Raw genomic sequence first — 17,272 nt, forward strand, 5'->3', positions numbered from 1 at the left:
GGGGGACGACGAAGCCAGCGGGCTGCTGGAACGGCTGCTGGCCGGGCGCGTCCGCCTGGTGCGCTGTTCGGCTTCACCGTGCAGCCCTCGACGATCGCGGCGGGCGGACAGGTCACCCTCCAGGTCGAGCGGAACAACGGCGGCTGCCGGGGCCCGGCGACCGTCTCGTCGGGCCTCTTCGACACCGTCACCATTCCGCCGGGCCGCACCTCGGCCACGGCCAGGGTCGACTGGGACGCGAAGCCGGGCACGGTGTACCAGGTGACGTTCGCCTGCCAGGGCGAGAGCGGCTCGACGGGTCTGACCATCGCCGCGGGCCGTGACCGCCACGACCGCGACCACGACCTGGAGCCGGTGGACCCGGTGCACCACGGTGTCCGGGCCGGTGAGGGCGGCAGCATCGCCGGGTTCGACGTCAAGGAGCTGGGCGTCGGCGCGGCCCTGATCGCGGGCTCGGTGGGCGCGGCGTACCACTTCTCCCGCCGCCGCACGGGAGACGACGACGCCTGACTCGCCCCGTGGACAAGGGAGTTGGCCCCGGATCCGCTGTGGATCCGGGGCCGACTCCTTGGCGCGACGTGCGATGTGGGTGGTGCGTGGTGGCGTGCGGTGCGCGTGGTGGACGAGCGACGTGCGGCGCGCGTGTGTGGACGTGCGGCGAGGGCGGGGTCCGGGCCCCGCAGGGAGCGGAGGTCAGAGCCTGCGCTCGGTGCGGCGGCGCAGCCAGAAGATCCCGCCGCCGACGACGGCCGCGGCCACCAGCCCGCCGCCGATCGCCATGTCGGTCGGGGTCGCCCCGGTGCTGCTGGCTCCGCCGAGGCCGCCGCGGACCCCGCCGATGACGGTGAAGGCCGAGTCACGGGTCAGCAGGGAACCGTTGCGGCAGCGGACGGTGATGCTGTACGAACCCGGCCGGGCCGACCTGCTGACCCTCGCCGTTCCGCTGGACAGCTGGCCGGAACGGCCGACGGGCGAGAAGAGGCTCGCCGGCGATTCGAACCCCCGCGAGGTGGCCGTGGCTCCGGTGAAGCAGCCGTCGACCGTCACGGTCAGCTGTCCGCCCCGGGCGATGACACTGGGCAGGGCGACGATGTGGCTGGGGCTCTCGCCCATACCGTCCGCGACGGCCGCGGGGGCGGCGAGCCCCAGGACGGCTGCCGCGGCAACGGCGGCCGTCAGGGCACGAGTACTACGCATGTCATCCTCCGCGGAAGGCGCCCCGGGACCCGTCCCCGGTCTGTCGGCGAGAAACGCCTCCCAGACAGACCCTCAGATGCCGAACACGCGCCCGCATTTCGGGAATGGTCCGTCCTGGTGAGAGAAAGCACCCGGGGAAAACCGCGCAATGGGGTATTGCCGCAGGTCACGGAGGGTCAGAAATTTCCTCCGGACGGCGACTCGGATGGCGCACCGAAAGCACCGGGGCCACCCGTTCGCCCCTTTTCCCGTCGCCGGTCCGGCCGGGGGGACTTAGCGTTCTTCTATGCGCGACGGACGCGGCGACGGCCGTGTCGAGAGGGGATGGCGAATGTCTGCGTCCGAGCTGTCCGAGCTGGCCGAGGAGGAACGCCGGAAGAAGCGCGCTCCTTGGGGCGTGATAGCGCTTGTTCTGCTGACCGGCCTCGCCCTCATTCGCAACGGTTCCGGGGAGTTCGACGTCGGGCCGCCCCAGCCGGCCTCGGCGGCCGCCGCCGACAGCCGTACGGCGCACAGCACCTTCGGCACGGTCCCGGAACCGCTGTCGTACTCGGCCGCCGACCGGGTCGCCATCCCCGCGATCCAGGTCGACGCCCCGGTCATGCCGGTGGGCCTGGACGCGGACGGCTGGGTCGGCGCGCCACCGCCCGAGGACCCGAATCTCGCGGGCTGGTTCACCGGCGGTGTCTCGCCCGGCGAGAAGGGCACGGCGGTGGTCGTCGGCCATGTCGACAACAGAAGGGGGCCGGCCGTTTTCTACGGACTCGGCGCCCTGAAGAAGGGAAACCGCGTAGAGGTCCACCGCGAGGACGGAAAGACCGCCGTGTTCGAGGTCTACGGCATCGAGGTATTCGAGAAGAACACGTTCCCCGGCGACCGTGTCTACGGTTCCAAGGGAACTCCGGAACTGCGCGTCATCACCTGCGGCGGCGGTTTCACCAAGCAGAACGGCTACGACGGGAACGTCGTCGTCTTCGCCCGCCTGGCCGAGGTCCGCTGAGCGTTCCCCGGCCGGGCGGGCGAGAAGGCCCGTCGGCGGTGGCGCGGGTCAGGTGTACTGGCGTCGCGGGAGCGTCAGGTGGTAGCCGGAGTCCAGCAGGTGCGGCAGGTACGCGCGCAGCGCCCGCACACTCTGCGTACGGTCGCCGCCGGCGTCGTGCGAGAGCACCACGACGCCGGGCGCGGCACCGTCCTCGACCGTCCGGACGATGGAGCGGGTGCCGGGGGTCTCCCAGTCGTCGGTGTCGACCGTCCAGGCCAGCGGTTCCATGCCCATCTCGGCGCCGAGCTGGAAGGCCGCGCGGTTCCAGGCCCCGTAGGGGGCGCGGAACCAGCGGGGCCGCTCTCCGTAGGCGTTCTCGATGACGTCGCTGGTGCGTTCCATCTCGGAGCGGATCCCGCTCCGGGTCATCCGGGTCAGCAGCGGGTGGGACCAGGTGTGGTTGCCGACGACGTGGCCCTCGTCGGCCATGCGGCTCAGCAGGTCCCGGTTCCAGTCGGCCATCTCGCCGCAGACGAAGAACGTGGCGCGGACGTCGTACTCGGCGAGGGTGTCCAGGATGTGCGGGGTGTAGCGGGGGTCGGGTCCGTCGTCGAAGGTCAGCACCATGGTGCGACCGCGGCCGGACATGCGCAGGAAGGGTTCGTGCCGCACGGGGGTGCGGCCGGGGGTGGCGAGCGGTGTGCCGGCGTTTCCGGCCAGGGGCCGGAGGCGGTAGGCGGAGGGTTTGAGCGCCGGCTGCCGGGCCCGGGGTCCGGCGGCGGGGGCGGCGGACCGTGCGGGGGTGTCCTCCGGCGATCCGGTGAGCAGCAGTCCGGCGGTGCCGGCCGCCCCCACGGCGGCGGCGCCGGCGAGCAACGCCCGCCTGCGCGTGAACAACTGATCCTTCTTCATGACTCATCAGTCGCCCGGCCGGGGTCCGGCACCCCCGGCAGTACCGGAGCGGCGGCATGAAAGCACTCGGCCGGCCCAGTCTCCGGGGTCGGCGACGGCGCACAAGGGGGAACGGCGGCAGCTGACAGACCTTCAGTTGACCGGTGGGGCACGGCCGGCCGGTCGACGCCGTTGCCGGGTGCGTTCCGAGGCGAGCCGCGTCCCCGGTGTGCGGACGGCAACGGGTCGGCGGCGGTCGGTGCGGCGCGGGTGCCGGCCGAAGGAGCGCCCAGGCCGCCCAGGGCTCCCTGTCTCCGGGCCGACCTGCGGCTTCCGATAGCCTCGCAGCCGTGACGGAACAGCACTCCCCCGGGTTCGAGCGGGGCACGGACGGGCCGAAGGTCATCGTCGTCGGAGTGGACGGCTCCGACTCCTCGCTGCGGGCGGCGGCCTACGCGGGCGGCCTGGCGCGACGGCAGCACGCGCTGCTGGCCGTGGTGTACGTGCAGCCGGTGCTGGCGGCCGGGGCGGCGATGGGGGTGCCGGTCGCGGGGACGACGGACGAGATCGCCGAGGAGCTGGTGGCGCAGATCCGGGAGGCGGCCGAGCGCTCGAAGGGGATATTCGATGTGCGCTGGGAGTTCCACACCTTCCCCGGCGACCCGTACAACGGGCTGGTGAAGGCGGCCGACGAGCTGAAGGCGGACGCGGTGGTGGTGGGCGCCTCCGAGCAGGCCGGTCACCGGATCGTCGGTTCGGTGGCGATCCGGCTGGTGAAGTCCGGGCGCTTCCCGGTCACGGTCGTCCCGTAGGCGCACCCGGCCCGAGGGCTACCTGCCCATCGTCAGTCCGTCCTTTCCGGCGCCCCGGCCGAGGACCACGTCGCGGATCCGGTCGCGCACCCCGGTCAGGTCGGCTCCCCGGGCGACCGCCTCGCCGACGTCGACCACGCGGCCCGCGTCGACGTCGAACCACTGGGGGACGAACTCGGCCCTGGAGACCTGCCAGCGTTCGCCCGGCCGGGCGGGCGGGGCGAAGGTGAAGCGGGCGGCGGTGCTCTCGTTGGCGCGCGGGTCCTGCACGCCCTGGTCGTTGTTCATGTCGCCCGCGATCTGGTCGCCGAGGCCGTAGACGACCCAGGTGCCGTTGACCTTCTCGTACGGCTGGGGCACATGGGCGTGGGTGCCGAGGATCAGGTCGACGTCGGGCCGGCCGCGGGTGCGGGCCGCGGTGAGCTGCCGGGCCAGGTCCGTCTGGCGCTGGTCGGCGCCGTCCTGCCACGGGGTGCCCCAGTGCAGGGAGACGACGACCACGTCGGCGCCCGCCCGCCGGGCGGCGCGGGCGTCCGCCAGGATGCGTGCCGGGTCGATCAGGTCGACGGCCCAGGGCTCTCCCGGCGGGAGGGCGAGGCCGTTGAGGCTGTCGGTGTAGGCGAGGTGGGCGACGTTCGCGGGGCCCGCCGGCAGCAGGGTGACGGAGTCCGCCTCGGCTTCGGTGCGGGCCGTTCCGGCGTGCCGTACGCCGGCCCGGTCGAGGGCGTCGAGGGTGCGCTGGATGCCGGGGGCGCCGTCGTCGAGGGAGTGGTCGGCGGCGGTGGAGCAGTCGTCGTAGCCGGTCGCGGCGAGGCCCGGGGCGAGTTCGGGCGGGGACTTGAAGGTGCGGTCCCCGGTGTAGTCGCCGTTCGCGCCGTAGACGGTCTCCAGGTGGCAGAGGGCCAGGTCGGCGCGGGAGACCAGCGGCTCGACGCCGGCCAGCATCGGCCGGAAGTCGTGACCGGTGCCGCCCGCGTCGAAGGCTGCCCGGTCGATGACCGAACGGTGCGGGAGGATGTCTCCGGTGGCGACGAGGGTGAAGCCGCGGGCGGCGGACGGTGCCGGGCGTCCGGCGCGCGCTTGGTCGGCGCGGTCGTGGTCGGCCCGGTCGTGGCGGCCGGCCTGGCAGGCCGCGGCGGCGGTGAGGACACCGGCCAGTACGAGGGCCGCCCGGCGTCTGCGTGTGATCATCAATGCACCCCAGTGTGGTCATATTTACCCATGAATAGGTACGATCCTGGCCGCTGCCGCAAACTGTCCCAACGTCCCCGTTAACCCGTCCGGTGGGCGCGGTCGGCGGAGCACGGACCGTTCGTCGAACCGTTCGTCGACGCGATCGACCGTCCGTCGCACGCCCCCCGCGCACGCCCTGTCCCCCGGCGGCGCCCTGCGATGGCATACGGCCATGACGGCCGGAATGACGCTGATGACCGGGACGACCGCCGAGCACGAGCTCGCCGCGCTCCAGCGCGAGCACGGCCGGCCGCTGTTCGCGCTGCTGCTCCGGCTCTGCGACGGCGACCGGCAGCGCGCCGAGGACCTCGTCCAGGAGACCCTCGTACGCGCCTGGCAGCACCCCGAGGCGTTGCGCGCCGACGACTTCGACTCCGTACGGCCCTGGCTGCTGACGGTGGGCCGGCGGCTCGCCATCGACGCGCGGCGGGCCCGGCGGGCGCGTCCGCCGGAGGTGGGGGACGCGGTCCTGGAGAACGCGCGCATATGCGCCGATCACGCCGAACGGTCGGCGGCGACGCTCGATGTGCGGGAGGCTGTGAAGACACTCACTCCGGAGCACCGTGAAGTCCTGGTGCTGGTGTATTTCCAGGGGGCGAGTGTGGCGGAGGCCGCGGCGGCCCTCGGTATTCCGCCCGGTACCGTGAAGTCCCGCGCGTACTACGCGCTGCGCGCCCTGCGCAGGGTGCTTCCGGGATACGCGGCCGACCTGCGATGAAACCGACCACCGAGTCAAACCTTCGCAAAGTGCCTTGCTGTGGACCCCCGTTGAGTAATCGGCTGTCCTCATCCGTGTTCCGCACTGGGACCCGGGGTCGGGCGACGCGCACGCACCGGAGGAAGGCGGAAGGGATGCTGCACAGAGGGCAAGGGAGCACGGACGGCACCGGCGGCGGTGAACTCGCCGTCCCCATGGCGTGGTTGTACGCCGAGTACATCGCCGACGAACTGTTGCGGACAGGCGACCTGATGCCACCGACGTCCTTCGAGTTCCGCGCGGGACGGGACGCGCTGGCGCTGACCATCTTCCTCTCCGACACCGACGGCGAACTCTCCGGCATCCGGGTGGTCACCCAGCTGGAGACCTGGCTGTCACTGACCGCCTACGACCAGCCGTGGCAGGACTGGGTGGCCGAACGCATGGCGGCCCTCACCGCCACGACGACACAACTGGCGCTGCCCGCACCGGACTTGGAGCTGGCCGCCGCGGCCTGGCGGTGGCTGGAGGAGACCGAACTGCTCGCGCCCGATCTGGACGCGGTGCCCGGCGGCGGTCCGGCGCCCGGCGGCGAGGACGACGGCCCGAAAGTATGGACACCCGCGTGGCGACTGGGTCTGCCGCTCGGTCATCTCGCCATCCATCTTTTTTGAAATCGGGACCAATCCGGGGCTCCGGCGGCTCCGAACTCCTTGGTTGCGATTCGGTGTACGCCTTGAGTGTTTCGGCTGCCGGGTGCGTACCGGTGGGAGCAAGTAACCCACCCACACCCAACGGCACGAGGATTCGGCATGAGGTCCCTGGAAAGGCATCGCGACGTCGGCGCGTACGCGCTCGGCGTGCTGGACGAGGCGGACGCCTTCCGCTTCGAGGATCACCTCATGGAGTGCTCTCGCTGCGCGGCACACGTCACCGAATTCGGGCCCGCCACACGGCAGATGATGCTGTACCGGCGGGCGACGCCGCGCTCCGTGCACCCCATGGCACAACCCGGACCACGGCTGCTGGACCGGCTCCTCGGCGAGGTGGTCACCCGTCACCGGACCGGCCGCCGGCGCCTGCTCCTCGCGCTCGCCGCGTCGGTGGTGATCGCCGTGGCCGGCTCCGCCGTCGCCATGGCCACCGGGCCGGCGGAGCGGGCCGCGCGGGTCGAGGCGACCGACGCCAAGTCCGGTGTATGGGCCGAGGTCACCTCCGAGAAGGAGGACTGGGGCACCGACATCCAGCTCCGGATCAAGGACGGTGGCGGCCCACGCTCCTGCAACCTCGTCGCCTTCGGACACGACGGCTCCCAGCAGACGGTGACCAGTTGGACGGTGAACAGCGGCGACGCCGGCATGAACACCATGCGGGGCGGCGCGGCAATGCTCCCCGACGAGATCGACCACTACGAGGTCCGCACGGACACCGGCCGCCACCTGGTCACGCTCGACCCGAGCTGAGCCACGCCGCCAACGACCCCGGGGAGCGGCGGGCCGTACGACGTGAGGGGCGGGCAGCCGGGCCCGCTCGGAGGCCGGTGCGCAGGCCACAGATAAGGTGACGGCATGTTTCCGCGGGGGCGCACACTCAGACTCACAGCGGTGACGGCGATGGTGATGCTGGCTCTGACCGGCTTCTCGACCGGCCGTGGCCACGGAAGCCGCAGCCATCACAGCAGCGGGGGCGGGTGCAGCAACTCCCGCCAGGACCACGACAGTTCGTCGTCATCCTCGTCGACCTCGGGCGGCTCGTACGGCAGCGCCTCGTACGGCAGCGCCTCGTCCGCTACGGCGTCCAGCGGCGGCGGCACCTACCGTGCGCGGCCCACCCACCGTTCCACCCCCACCGCGTCCGCTTCCGGCCACACCGCCCGGCGGCCGTTGAAGGACGGCACGGCGGTGCTCGTGCACTGCGCGAGCGCGGACGATCCGTACGCGACCGTCGAGGTCAGGAATCCGAACGGACGCGAGGGTCTCTTCACCGTGAAGGTCGCTTTCAAGGACGCACACGGTTTCACCATGATCGACACCGGCCATCAGGTGTCGGTCCCCGCGAAGAGCAGGACGACCTACCGGGTGCCCGTCGCCGGCGCGGGACACGTGGACGAGATCGATCACTGTGTGGTCGACCCTCGGGCGGTCGCGGACCGATGACGGCACCCAGAGGCCACTTACTCCGATGGCGCCTGGGTGTCGTGGCGATACTGGCGGCGGTCTGCTGCTCCGGCCCCGACCTCCCGCAGGCCGTCAGCACGGCCCCGGACCTCGGCCCGCTCCCGGCCGACCGCTACCGCCGGACGGCAACACCAGGCATACGGCGCGCGAGCGGGCCACCGCGGCGGTCGCGGACGTCGCCTGCAAGCGCCGTCACCACACGGCCGAGATCTGGCACGCGGCCCTGGCGCGGAAGCAGGCCGCGGACATCGCACGGCACCGCGACCGCTACGCCGCCGGGCTGCGGGCGCTGAGGACGTACCGGGCCACCATCGCCGAGGTACTGCGCACACTCGGCCAGCGGGTCCGGCGCAGCGCTGGGGGTCCCAGCGAGCTGAGCCGGCTACTTCAGCAAGCGCGACATCCTGCGGTCCGCGAGCGGTTTCCCGCCGGTCTGGCAGGTCGGGCAGTACTGGAACGAGGAGTCGCTGAAGGAGACCTCGCGGACCGTGTCGCCGCACACCGGGCAGGGCTGACCGGTGCGGCCGTGCACGCGGAGCCCGGTCTTCTTCTCCGCCTTCAGGCGGCCGGCCGCAAGCCCCCGGGAGCGCTCGACGGCCTCGGTGAGTGTGCCGCGCAGGGCCTCGTAGAGGGTGTGTGTCTCGTCCGGGGTCAGGGACGTGGCGAGCTTGAAGGGGGACATCCGCGCCGCGTGCAGGATCTCGTCGCTGTACGCGTTGCCGATGCCCGCGATCAGGCTCTGGTCGCGCAGGGCGCCCTTGAGCCGACGGCGTTCGCCGGAGAGCAGCGCGGCGAAGCGCTCCTCGTCGAAGTCGTCGGCGAGCGGGTCCGGGCCGAGCCGGGCCAGGCCCGGGACCTCCCGCGGGTCCCGCACGACGTGGACCGCCAGCCGTTTCTGGGTGCCCGCCTCGGTCAGGTCGAAGCCCTCGCCGGTCTCCAGGGCCACCCGCAGCGCGAGCGGGCCCTTGCCCGGGCGGGGCGGGTCGTCCGGCAGCCGGTCCCGCCACTGGAGCCAGCCCGCGCGGGCCAGATGGGTGACGAGGTGCGGGCCGCCGTCCGTCACGACGTCCAGGAACTTGCCGTGGCGGCGCACGGCGGTCACCTCGCGGCCCTCCAGCGCGCCCGGCGGAGGGTCGTAGGTCTTCAGGACGCTGACGGCCACGGGCAGCACCCGTACGATCTCATGGCCTGTGAGGTGCTCGGTGAGGAAGTCCCTCAGCGCCTCGACCTCTGGGAGTTCCGGCATACGTCCAGGGTGCCATCCTGGGGCGGAACGGTCAGCTCCGCTCCGTCACCACGAACTCGCACCACACGCACTTGCCGCCGCCCCGCGCCTCCACGCCCCACACGTCGCAGAGCAGGTCGACCAGGAGCAGGCCGCGCCCCGAGACCCCGGACTCCCCCGCCTCGCGGCGGCGCGGCAGGGCGCTGGAGGAGTCCTCGACCTCGATCCGCAGCCTGCGGTCGCCGGCGGTGAGGACCCGGAGGGTGACGATCGCGGCGCCCTCGGTGTGCATCAGGGCGTTGGTGATGAGTTCGTCGGCGACGAGTTCCATCTCGTCGGCGCGGTCACCGGCGCCCCAGGCGCGTACCGCCGCCCGGACCATGTGCCGGGCCTGGGTGAGCGCCTCGGGATCGCCGGGCGCGACGTGCTGCCGGAGCCGGCCGCCGGTGCGGGTGGTGTCCGGCCCGAGGCGGCGCAGCAGCAGGAGGGCCACGTCGTCGTCGCCGCCGCGCTCCTCGGCGACGTCGATGAGCAGGTCGGCGAGGTCGCGTACGTCCTCGGGGCCGGTGGGGACGAGCGCGATCAGGGTCCGCATGCCGTCGTCGAGGTCGACACCGGGCTCTTCGACGAGGCCGTCGGTGCACAGCAACAGGGTTTCGCCCGGGTCGAGTTCGAAGGTGGAGACGGGGTATTCGAGCCGCCCGAACTCGACGGACAGGCCGAGCGGCAGGCCGCCCTCGACGGGCATCCGGTGGCAGCTGCCGTCGGTCCTCCGCACGAGCGGTTCGATGTGTCCGGCCCGGACCATCTGGACCACGCCGGTCGTCAGGTCGGTCTCCGCGTAGAGGCAGGTGGCGAAGCGGTCGGTGTCGAGGTCGTGGAGGAAGACGGAGGCGCGGGCCATCACGGTGGCCGGGGTGTGGCCCTCGGCGGCGTAGGCCTTCAGTACGATCCGCAGCTGGCCCATGACGGCGGCGGCGTGCGTGTCGTGGCCCTGGACGTCGCCGATGACCGCCCCGACCCGGCCGCCGGGCAGCGGGATCAGGTCGTACCAGTCGCCGCCGATGTCCCGCCCGATCTTCGCGGACCGGTAGCGGACCGCGACGTCGGCGCCGGGCACGCTGGGGATGGTGCGCGGCAGCATCGCCTGCTGGAGGCCCTGCGCGAGGTCCTTGTCCTGTTCGTAGAACATGGCGCGTTGCAGGCTCTGGGCGATGCTGCTGCCGAGGGCGAGCAGGACGTTGCGGTCCTCCGCTGTGAAGCCGTACCGGTCGCTGTAGAGCAGGCCGATCGCGCCGATGGGCCGGGCCTGGGCGATCAGCGGCAGGTAGGCGGCCGAGGTGATGTTCAGGCTCGTGATGTGCGGCCAGAGCACCGGGAAGCGGGTCGCGAACTCCTCCGGGGACTCGATGAAGCACGGGGCGAGCGTCCGTACGACCTCGCTCATCGGGTACTGCTCGTCCACCCGGGTGATCAGAGTGCCGGGCACGAAGCTGCCCGCGGGCCCCTCGGCGACCAGCCGGATACGGCCGGCCTCGACCAGCCCCATCACCAGGCTGGTCGCGCCGAGGTGGACGAGGCCGTGGGTGTCCTTGAGGACGTCGATGACGTCCTGCACGGTCCGGGCGTGCGCGAGGGCGGCGGTGGTGAGCTGGACGACATTGGTCTGCTCCCGGCGGGCCGCGTCCTGGACCGCCTGCGCGCGGCGGGCGGCGCTCTCGGCGAGTTCCTGGGTGGCGTCGCGGAGGATGCCGATGATGCGGCGCGGGCGGCCGGTGTCGTCGCGCCGGATGTAGCCCTGGGTGTGGGTCCAGCGCATGACGCCGTCGCGGCAGCGGATGCGGAAGTAGGCGCCGTAGTTCTCGCTGCCGTCCTTCAGCGCCTGGGAGACCAGCGTGTCGAGACGGTCCCCCTCGGCGGGGGGAACCCGCACGGTCAGGGTCTCGGGATGGCCGTCGTACTCGTCGGGGCGCAGGTCGAACACCTCAAGGGCCTGGGGGTCCATGTGGAAGAGACCATGGTCCAGGTCCCAGTCGAAGCTGCCCATGCGGTTGAGCGCCAGGATCGGGTCCGGATGGGCGGGCCAGTCGTCCGGGAATGACAGGGCGCTCGGTCCCCGATCAACCATGCGGCCCACCTTGCCAGGAATCACGGGATTCTTCGACTGGGGGCGACCGGCGGCCAGGGGGAGGCCGCGGCCCTGACCGGCCTCGGTCGGTCACCGCCGTCGGCCGCCGCCCTCGTTCGGTCGGCGGCACCACGCCTACGGCGCCGGACCGGGCGTTTCGCCCTTCTCGTCTGCTTCACTCGCTGGGTCACACCGGTGGAGGGCCGTGGCGCGCGCAGTGACCGGTGTCCGCCGCGCCCTCGCGGAAGGAAGGTGCGCACGGCTGTGGGATGGTTCACCGCTCCCGGTTACTGGCTGAGCCGGCTGGTCTTCCAGCGGGCGCTGGCCGGTGTGTATCTGGTCGCGTTCCTGACGGCGGTGGGGCAGTTCCGCGCGCTGATCGGCGAGCGGGGCATGCTGCCGGTCCCCCGGTTCACCCGGCGGATCTCCTTCCGGCAGGCACCGAGCCTCTTCCAACTGCACTACTCCGACCGCTTCTTCGCCGGCTGCGCGTGGACGGGCTGCGCGGTGTCGGCGGCCCTGCTGGCCGGGCTCGACTCCCGGCTCCCGCTGTTCGGCGGGATGCTGCTGTGGCTGGTGCCGTGGGCGCTGTACCTGTCGATCGTCAACGTGGGGCAGACCTGGTACGCGTTCGGCTGGGAGTCGCTGCTGCTGGAGACCGGGTTCCTCGCTGTCTTCCTCGGCAACGACGAGGTGGCGCCGCCGGTCGTGGTCCTCCTCCTGCTGCGCTGGATCCTGTTCCGGGTCGAGTTCGGGGCGGGTCTGATCAAGATGCGCGGTGACAGCTGTTGGCGGAAGCTGACCTGTCTGTACTTCCACCACGAGACGCAGCCGATGCCGGGTCCGCTGAGCTGGTTCTTCCACCATCTGCCCCGCCCGCTGCACCGGGCGGAGGCGGCGGCCAACCACGTCACCCAACTCGTCGTGCCCTTCCTCCTGTTCACCCCGCAGCCGGTCGCGTCCGTCGCCGCGACCCTGATGGTCGCCACCCAGCTGTGGCTGGTGCTGTCCGGCAACTTCTCCTGGCTGAACTGGATCACCATCACGCTGGCCCTGTCCGCGATCCGTTTTCCGGGCGCCCCGCCGCGACTGGCGGCCGCCTCCGTCGGGTACGAGGTGGTCGTCCTCGCGGCCGCCGTGCCGCTGCTGTTCCTCAGTCACCGTCCGGTGCGCAACATGATCTCGCGCCGGCAGGTGATGAACCGCTCCTTCGACCCGCTCCATCTGGTCAACAGCTACGGCGCGTTCGGCAGCGTCGGCCGTGTCCGGCACGAGGTGGTCGTCGAGGGCACCGCGGACGCCGTGCCCCGCCGGGACTCGGAGTGGCGGGAGTACGAGTTCAGGGGCAAGCCGGGTGATCCGCGGCGCTGGCCGCGCCAGTTCGCCCCCCTCCATCTGCGCCTGGACTGGATGATGTGGTTCGCGGCGCTCTCCCCCGCCTACGCCGAGCCGTGGTTCGGGGCGCTGGTGGAACGGCTCCTGAAGAACGACCCCGACACGCTGCGCCTGCTGCGCCGCTCGCCGTTCCCGCCCGGCGCGCCACCCCGCCACGTGCGGGCCCGGCTCTTCCAGTACCGCTACACCACCTGGCGCGAGCTGCGGGAGACGGGTGCCTGCTGGGAGCGGACCTTCGTACGGGAGTACCTGCCACCGACCCGGCTGGCGGACCCGGTTCAGAGGCCGTAGACGCGGGTCGCCGTGCCCGCGAACACCTCCGCGCGTTCGTCCCGGGTGAGGTGTGCTGTCAACTCCTGTGCCGTGTCCAGGACTTGGCGGTAGGTGGCGGCCAGGGTGCACACCGGCCAGTCGGAGCCGAACATCGAGCGGTGCGGTCCGAACGCGTCGAGTGCCACCTCCGCGTAGGGGCGCAGGCCGGCCGTCGTCCAGCTCCGCCAGTCGGCCTCGGTGACCAGGCCGGAGAGTTTGCAGACCGTGTGGGGAAGCGCGGCGAGAGCCCGGACCGCCGTGGCCCACGGCTCCGACCGCCCGGAGGCGACGGGTGGTTTGCCCAGGTGGTCCAGGACGAACGTGAGTCCGTCGTGCCGCTCGGCGGCCTTGACACAGGCCGGGAGCTGATGCTCCCGGACGACCAGGTCGTACGCCAGTCCCGCCTCGGCCACGGCCGACAGGCCCCGGCGCACGTCCGGGCGGAGCAGCCACTCCGGGTCGGGTTCGCCCTGGACCTGGTGGCGGACGCCCTTGAGGTACCGGCCGCCGGGGAGCGCCCGCAGCCGGGCCAGCTCCTCGGCGATGTCCGGCCGGGTGAGGTCGGTCCACCCCACCACGCCCGCGATCAGCTCGTGCCCGGCCGCGAGCGCGAGGAACTCCGGGGTCTCCTCAGCCACGGTGACCGTCTGGACGAGCACCGTGCGGTCGACCCCGGCCGAGCGGGCCTCCTGCGCGAGGTCGGCGACCGTGAAGTCGCGTCGCAGCGGCGCGAGTTCGGGCCCGGTGAGCCACTCCTGGTCCCGGACGGACAGGTCCCACACATGGTGGTGCGCGTCGACGGTCACGGCAGTTCCCATACGACGGGCAGGCCCGCGTCGGCACCCGCGCCGGAGTAGTCGTGCGCCACTTCCAGGAGCGGGGCCATGCGCGCCTGCCAGGCGACGTTCACCGGGAGCCGGTCCAGTGCGGCGAGGAGCCGCGCGTAGTCGGCGCACTCCAGGACGTGGAAGAGCTCGGTGCCGGAGCGCCAGATCGTCCAGGAGGTGGCGCCGGCGGCGCGGATCGCGTCGGTGAGTTCCTCGGGGACCTCGCGGTGGGCCTGGTCGTACTCGGCGATCCGGTCGGCGCGGACCTTGGTGTGCAGGGCGACTCTCATGACGGCTCCTCGACGGGTACGGGGACGTCGGGCGGCAGCAGACCCGCGTCCCACAGCTCGTGCCAGAAGACGGACGGCACGGGGGCAGCGAACTGCTCGGCGCAGTCGCGTACTTGGGCCGCCGACCGGGCGCCGGCCAGGACGGACGCCACGGCCGGATGGGCGGCGCAGAAGGCGAGGGCGGCGGCGCGCAGGGTGGTGCCGTGGCGGTCAGCGACGGCTTTCATGCGCAGCGCGCGGTCCAGCAACTCGGCCGGTGCCCGGGTGTAGTCGTACGTGGCGTCCGGTGCCGGGTCCGCCAGCAGGCCGGAGTTGAAGGCCCCGCCGATGACGACCGAGGTGGAGCGGGCCTCGGCGGCCGGCAGCAGGCCGGTCAGCGCGCTCTGGTCGAGGAGCGTGTAGCGGCCCGCGCACAGCACCACGTCGACGTCGGTGTCGCGGACGAAGCGGGTGAGCATCCCGGTCTGGTTCATGCCCGCGCCGATGGCGCCGACGACGCCCTCCGCGCGGAGCCTCTCCAGCGCCGGGTAGCCCTCGCGGAAGGCCTGTTCGGCGTGGTCGTCGGGGTCGTGGAGGTAGACGACGTCCACCCGGTCCAGGCCGAGCCGCGCCAGGCTGGCGTCCAGGCTCCGGCGTACGCCGTCGGCGCTGAAGTCCCATACGCGCCGGTGGGTGGCGGGCACGGCGAAGCCGTGGGCGAGGTCGTCGCCGGTCGCCGTCCGCACGGGTTCGAGGAGGCGGCCGACCTTGGTGGAGACCGTGAACTCCGTGCGCGGGCGGTCGCGCAGGGCCGCGCCCAGCCGGCGTTCGGCGAGGCCGAGGCCGTAGTGGGGCGCGGTGTCGAAGTAGCGGATGCCGTGCCGCCAGGCGGTGTCGACCGTCTCGTGCGCCTGCTCGTCGGTGACCTCGGTGTACAGGTTGCCGAGCGGGGCGGTGCCGAGGCCCAGTCCGCCCACTGTCACCGTGCTGCGGCCGAGGGTGCTCACTGGGCCGCCGGCCTCGGCCGCAGGCCCTGCATGCCGCCGTCGACGGCGAGTGCGGTACCGGTCGTGGCGCCGGACAGGGGGCTCGCCAAGTAGGCGATGGCGCCCGCCACTTCGGCCGCGGTGACCAGTCGGCCGGTGGGCTGGCGCGCCTCCAGGGCGGCCCGTTCGGCCGCCGGGTCGGGCGCCGCGTCGAGGAGGCGGCCGACCCAAGGGGTATCCGCCGTACCGGGGTTGACGCAGTTGACCCGGATGCCTTCGCGGAGGTGGTCGGCGGCCATGGCGAGGGTGAGGGAGTACACGGCGCCCTTGGTGGCGCTGTAGAGGGCTCGTTGGGGAAGTCCCGCGGTGGCGGCGATGGAGCAGGTGTTGACGATCGCCGCGTGGGACGACTCGCGCAGGTGCGGGAGGGCGGCGCGGGCGGCGCGGACCATGCCGACGACGTTGACGTCCAGCACGCGGTGCCATTCGTCGTCGGCGTTGTCCTCGACGGTGCCCTGGGCGCCGATGCCCGCGTTGTTGACCAGGATGTCGAGCCCCCCGAGGTCGGCGACCGCGGCGGCCACGGCCCGCCGTACGGAGGTGTCGTCGGTGACGTCGGCGCGGTGGCCGAGCAGGGGCTTCTCGACGCCGCTGGGGTCAAGGTCGAGGACGGCGACCCGGGCGCCGCGCGCGGCGAGGAGTTCGGCGGTGGCCCGGCCGATGCCGGAGGCGCCGCCGGTGACCAGGGCCCTGAGCCCCTCGAAGTCGGTCATGCCGCCTGTCCCTTCTGCCGGTCGGAGTCGGCGGCCCAGAAGGTGCCGCCGGGGAACGTGTACCGCGCGATGGACTCGGGACGCATGGCGGCCGAGAAGCCCGGGGCGGTGGGTGCGGTGTAGTGACCCTCGCGGATCACCACCGGGTCGAGGAAGTGGTCGTGGAGATGGTCGACGTACTCGATGACCCGGTCGTCGGTGGTGCCGGACACGGCGAGGTAGTCGAACATCGAGAGGTGCTGCACGAGTTCGCAGAGTCCGACGCCGCCCGCGTGCGGGCAGACGGGGATGCCGAACTTGGCGGCGAGCAGCAGGATCGCGAGGTTCTCGTTGACGCCGCCGACCCGGGCCGCGTCGATCTGGAGGACGTCGAGGGCGCCGGCCTGGAGCAGCTGCTTGAAGACGATGCGGTTCTGTACGTGTTCGCCGGTGGCGACCCGCACCGGAGCGACGGCGGCGCGGATCGTGGCGTGGCCGAGGATGTCGTCGGGGCTGGTGGGTTCCTCGATCCAGTACGGGTCGAACTCGGCGAGCGCCCGGGTCCAGCGGATCGCCTCGTCCACGTTCCAGCGCTGGTTGGCGTCGATCGCCATCCGGATGCCGGGGCCCACCACCGAACGGGCCACCCGGCAGCGGCGGATGTCGTCGTCGAGGTCGGCGCCGACCTTCAGCTTGATCTGCCGGAAGCCGTCGGAGACCGCCTGCGCGGCGAGGCGGCCGAGCTTCTCGTCGTCGTAGCCGAGCCAGCCCGCGGAGGTCGTGTAGGCGGGGAAGCCGCGCTCGGCGAGGCGGCTGCGGCGCTCCTGGCTGCCCGCCCGGCCGCGGCGCAGGATGTCGAGCGCCTCCTCGGGGGTGAGCGCGTCCGTGATGTAGCGGAAGTCGATCTGGGCGACGAGCCATTCGGGGTCGGCGTCGGCGAGGAGCAGCCAGAGGGGTTTGCCGGCCCGTTTGGCGGTGAGGTCCCAGGCCGCGTTCATCACGGCGCCGATCGCCATGTGCATCACGCCCTTCTCCGGTCCGAGCCAGCGCAGTTGGCTGTCGCCGATCAGGTCGCGGTTCAACGAGCCGGGGTCCGCGCACAGTTCGGCGACGGACCGGCCGGTCACGTGGTCCCGCAGCGCGTCGATCGCGGCGACCTGGACATCGTTGCCCCGCCCGATGGTGAAGCTGAAGCCGTGCCCCTCGTGCCCGTCGGCCGCGTCGGTGCGCAGCACGACGTAGGCGGCCGAGTAGTCGGGGTCCGGGTTCATCGCGTCGGATCCGTCGAGTTCGCGCGAGGTGGGGAAGCGGATGTCGTAGGTGTCGACCGCGGTGACACGGGCGGGGGTCGGGGACACGGGTGGCCTTTCGGTCGGGTACGCAGGGATC

Annotated in this window: 17 protein-coding genes and 1 pseudogene; 8 read left to right on the forward strand and 10 right to left on the reverse strand. The window is 72.6% G+C overall.

Features of this window, described 5'->3' with window-relative positions:
* Nucleotides 1–66: 66 nt before the first annotated feature.
* Nucleotides 67–510 (forward strand): annotated as a pseudogene (locus tag ABZT12_RS22355) (hypothetical protein); the annotation flags it as partial.
* 183 nt (nt 511–693) lie between these two features.
* Here ABZT12_RS22355 and ABZT12_RS22360 read toward each other — a convergent pair.
* Nucleotides 694–1,197, reverse strand: a complete 504-nt coding sequence (locus ABZT12_RS22360; protein ID WP_356387237.1) for a hypothetical protein — start codon at nt 1,195–1,197, stop codon at nt 694–696.
* A gap of 331 nt (nt 1,198–1,528) precedes the next feature.
* Here ABZT12_RS22360 and ABZT12_RS22365 point away from each other — a divergent pair, with 331 nt between their 5' ends.
* Nucleotides 1,529–2,197, forward strand: a complete 669-nt coding sequence (locus ABZT12_RS22365; protein WP_356387240.1) for a class F sortase — start codon at nt 1,529–1,531, stop codon at nt 2,195–2,197.
* A 48-nt stretch (nt 2,198–2,245) separates the two neighbouring features.
* On the opposite strand, the gene ABZT12_RS22370 is transcribed toward ABZT12_RS22365, so the two are convergent.
* Complete coding sequence (locus tag ABZT12_RS22370) at nt 2,246–3,091, reverse strand: polysaccharide deacetylase family protein (protein WP_356387244.1); 846 nt, start codon at nt 3,089–3,091, stop codon at nt 2,246–2,248.
* Nucleotides 3,092–3,420: 329 nt separating this feature from the next.
* Here ABZT12_RS22370 and ABZT12_RS22375 point away from each other — a divergent pair, with 329 nt between their 5' ends.
* The gene (locus tag ABZT12_RS22375) at nt 3,421–3,882 is read left to right on the forward strand and encodes a universal stress protein (RefSeq protein ID WP_356387247.1); all 462 of its coding nucleotides are present in this window, start codon (nt 3,421–3,423) and stop codon (nt 3,880–3,882) included.
* 18 nt (nt 3,883–3,900) lie between these two features.
* Here ABZT12_RS22375 and ABZT12_RS22380 read toward each other — a convergent pair whose 3' ends face one another.
* Entirely contained in the window at nt 3,901–5,073 is a 1,173-nt protein-coding gene (locus ABZT12_RS22380) for a CapA family protein (protein WP_356387250.1), read from the reverse strand.
* Nucleotides 5,074–5,287: 214 nt separating this feature from the next.
* Here ABZT12_RS22380 and ABZT12_RS22385 point away from each other — a divergent pair, with 214 nt between their 5' ends.
* From ABZT12_RS22385 to ABZT12_RS22400, 4 genes are all read left to right on the forward strand, one after another.
* The gene (locus ABZT12_RS22385) at nt 5,288–5,833 is read left to right on the forward strand and encodes a sigma-70 family RNA polymerase sigma factor (RefSeq protein WP_356387253.1); all 546 of its coding nucleotides are present in this window, start codon (nt 5,288–5,290) and stop codon (nt 5,831–5,833) included.
* 134 nt (nt 5,834–5,967) lie between these two features.
* Nucleotides 5,968–6,486: a hypothetical protein gene (locus ABZT12_RS22390; protein WP_356387256.1), complete on the forward strand. Its 519-nt coding sequence runs from the start codon at nt 5,968–5,970 to the stop codon at nt 6,484–6,486.
* A 138-nt stretch (nt 6,487–6,624) separates the two neighbouring features.
* On the forward strand, nt 6,625–7,275 hold the full coding sequence (locus ABZT12_RS22395) for a zf-HC2 domain-containing protein (protein ID WP_356387259.1): 651 nt from the start codon (nt 6,625–6,627) through the stop codon (nt 7,273–7,275).
* A 150-nt stretch (nt 7,276–7,425) separates the two neighbouring features.
* Nucleotides 7,426–7,968 carry a hypothetical protein gene (locus tag ABZT12_RS22400; protein ID WP_356387367.1) on the forward strand — a complete coding sequence of 181 codons (543 nt, stop codon included), beginning with the start codon at nt 7,426–7,428 and terminating at the stop codon, nt 7,966–7,968.
* A 403-nt stretch (nt 7,969–8,371) separates the two neighbouring features.
* On the opposite strand, the gene ABZT12_RS22405 is transcribed toward ABZT12_RS22400, so the two are convergent.
* Nucleotides 8,372–9,235, reverse strand: a complete 864-nt coding sequence (locus tag ABZT12_RS22405; protein WP_356387262.1) for a DNA-formamidopyrimidine glycosylase family protein — start codon at nt 9,233–9,235, stop codon at nt 8,372–8,374.
* A 31-nt stretch (nt 9,236–9,266) separates the two neighbouring features.
* Complete coding sequence (locus ABZT12_RS22410; protein WP_356387265.1) at nt 9,267–11,342, reverse strand: SpoIIE family protein phosphatase; 2,076 nt, start codon at nt 11,340–11,342, stop codon at nt 9,267–9,269.
* 264 nt (nt 11,343–11,606) lie between these two features.
* Between ABZT12_RS22410 and ABZT12_RS22415 the strand changes: the two genes are divergently transcribed.
* The gene (locus ABZT12_RS22415) at nt 11,607–13,028 is read left to right on the forward strand and encodes a lipase maturation factor family protein (RefSeq protein WP_356387268.1); all 1,422 of its coding nucleotides are present in this window, start codon (nt 11,607–11,609) and stop codon (nt 13,026–13,028) included.
* Here ABZT12_RS22415 and ABZT12_RS22420 read toward each other — a convergent pair.
* From ABZT12_RS22420 to ABZT12_RS22440, 5 genes are read right to left on the reverse strand one after another with little or no spacing between them, the layout of a single operon-like run.
* Nucleotides 13,016–13,867: an amidohydrolase family protein gene (locus ABZT12_RS22420; RefSeq protein WP_356387270.1), complete on the reverse strand. Its 852-nt coding sequence runs from the start codon at nt 13,865–13,867 to the stop codon at nt 13,016–13,018. The genes ABZT12_RS22415 and ABZT12_RS22420 overlap by 13 nt on opposite strands.
* The gene (locus ABZT12_RS22425; RefSeq protein ID WP_356387273.1) at nt 13,852–14,166 is read right to left on the reverse strand and encodes an L-rhamnose mutarotase; all 315 of its coding nucleotides are present in this window, start codon (nt 14,164–14,166) and stop codon (nt 13,852–13,854) included. Before ABZT12_RS22425 ends, ABZT12_RS22420 begins: the two co-directional genes overlap by 16 nt.
* Entirely contained in the window at nt 14,163–15,152 is a 990-nt protein-coding gene (locus tag ABZT12_RS22430) for an aldo/keto reductase (protein ID WP_356387276.1), read from the reverse strand. Before ABZT12_RS22430 ends, ABZT12_RS22425 begins: the two co-directional genes overlap by 4 nt.
* Nucleotides 15,149–15,904 carry an SDR family oxidoreductase gene (locus ABZT12_RS22435; protein ID WP_356387279.1) on the reverse strand — a complete coding sequence of 252 codons (756 nt, stop codon included), beginning with the start codon at nt 15,902–15,904 and terminating at the stop codon, nt 15,149–15,151. The genes ABZT12_RS22430 and ABZT12_RS22435 overlap by 4 nt, the downstream gene beginning before the upstream one ends.
* Nucleotides 15,901–17,241 (reverse strand): L-fuconate dehydratase, encoded by a 1,341-nt coding sequence (locus ABZT12_RS22440; RefSeq protein ID WP_356387282.1) that lies wholly within the window; start codon nt 17,239–17,241, stop codon nt 15,901–15,903. Before ABZT12_RS22440 ends, ABZT12_RS22435 begins: the two co-directional genes overlap by 4 nt.
* Nucleotides 17,242–17,272 lie beyond the last annotated feature (31 nt).

Source organism: Streptomyces sp. NPDC005423, from assembly GCF_040606415.1.
Taxonomy (GTDB): Bacteria; Actinomycetota; Actinomycetes; order Streptomycetales; family Streptomycetaceae; genus Streptomyces.

What these genes read in the sequence shown, in the direction of transcription:
- ABZT12_RS22395 (WP_356387259.1), top strand. Translation starts at nt 6,625, where the DNA reads ATGAGGTCCCTGGAAAGGCATCGCGACGTCGGCGCGTACGCGCTCGGC.
- ABZT12_RS22400 (WP_356387367.1), top strand. Translation starts at nt 7,426, where the DNA reads ATGGTGATGCTGGCTCTGACCGGCTTCTCGACCGGCCGTGGCCACGGA.
- ABZT12_RS22425 (WP_356387273.1), bottom strand. Translation starts at nt 14,166, where the DNA reads ATGAGAGTCGCCCTGCACACCAAGGTCCGCGCCGACCGGATCGCCGAG.
- ABZT12_RS22360 (WP_356387237.1), bottom strand. Translation starts at nt 1,197, where the DNA reads ATGCGTAGTACTCGTGCCCTGACGGCCGCCGTTGCCGCGGCAGCCGTC.
- ABZT12_RS22380 (WP_356387250.1), bottom strand. Translation starts at nt 5,073, where the DNA reads ATGATCACACGCAGACGCCGGGCGGCCCTCGTACTGGCCGGTGTCCTC.
- ABZT12_RS22385 (WP_356387253.1), top strand. Translation starts at nt 5,288, where the DNA reads ATGACGGCCGGAATGACGCTGATGACCGGGACGACCGCCGAGCACGAG.
- ABZT12_RS22435 (WP_356387279.1), bottom strand. Translation starts at nt 15,904, where the DNA reads ATGACCGACTTCGAGGGGCTCAGGGCCCTGGTCACCGGCGGCGCCTCC.
- ABZT12_RS22365 (WP_356387240.1), top strand. Translation starts at nt 1,529, where the DNA reads ATGTCTGCGTCCGAGCTGTCCGAGCTGGCCGAGGAGGAACGCCGGAAG.
- ABZT12_RS22410 (WP_356387265.1), bottom strand. Translation starts at nt 11,342, where the DNA reads ATGGTTGATCGGGGACCGAGCGCCCTGTCATTCCCGGACGACTGGCCC.
- ABZT12_RS22405 (WP_356387262.1), bottom strand. Translation starts at nt 9,235, where the DNA reads ATGCCGGAACTCCCAGAGGTCGAGGCGCTGAGGGACTTCCTCACCGAG.
- ABZT12_RS22370 (WP_356387244.1), bottom strand. Translation starts at nt 3,091, where the DNA reads ATGAAGAAGGATCAGTTGTTCACGCGCAGGCGGGCGTTGCTCGCCGGC.
- ABZT12_RS22420 (WP_356387270.1), bottom strand. Translation starts at nt 13,867, where the DNA reads ATGGGAACTGCCGTGACCGTCGACGCGCACCACCATGTGTGGGACCTG.
- ABZT12_RS22390 (WP_356387256.1), top strand. Translation starts at nt 5,968, where the DNA reads ATGCTGCACAGAGGGCAAGGGAGCACGGACGGCACCGGCGGCGGTGAA.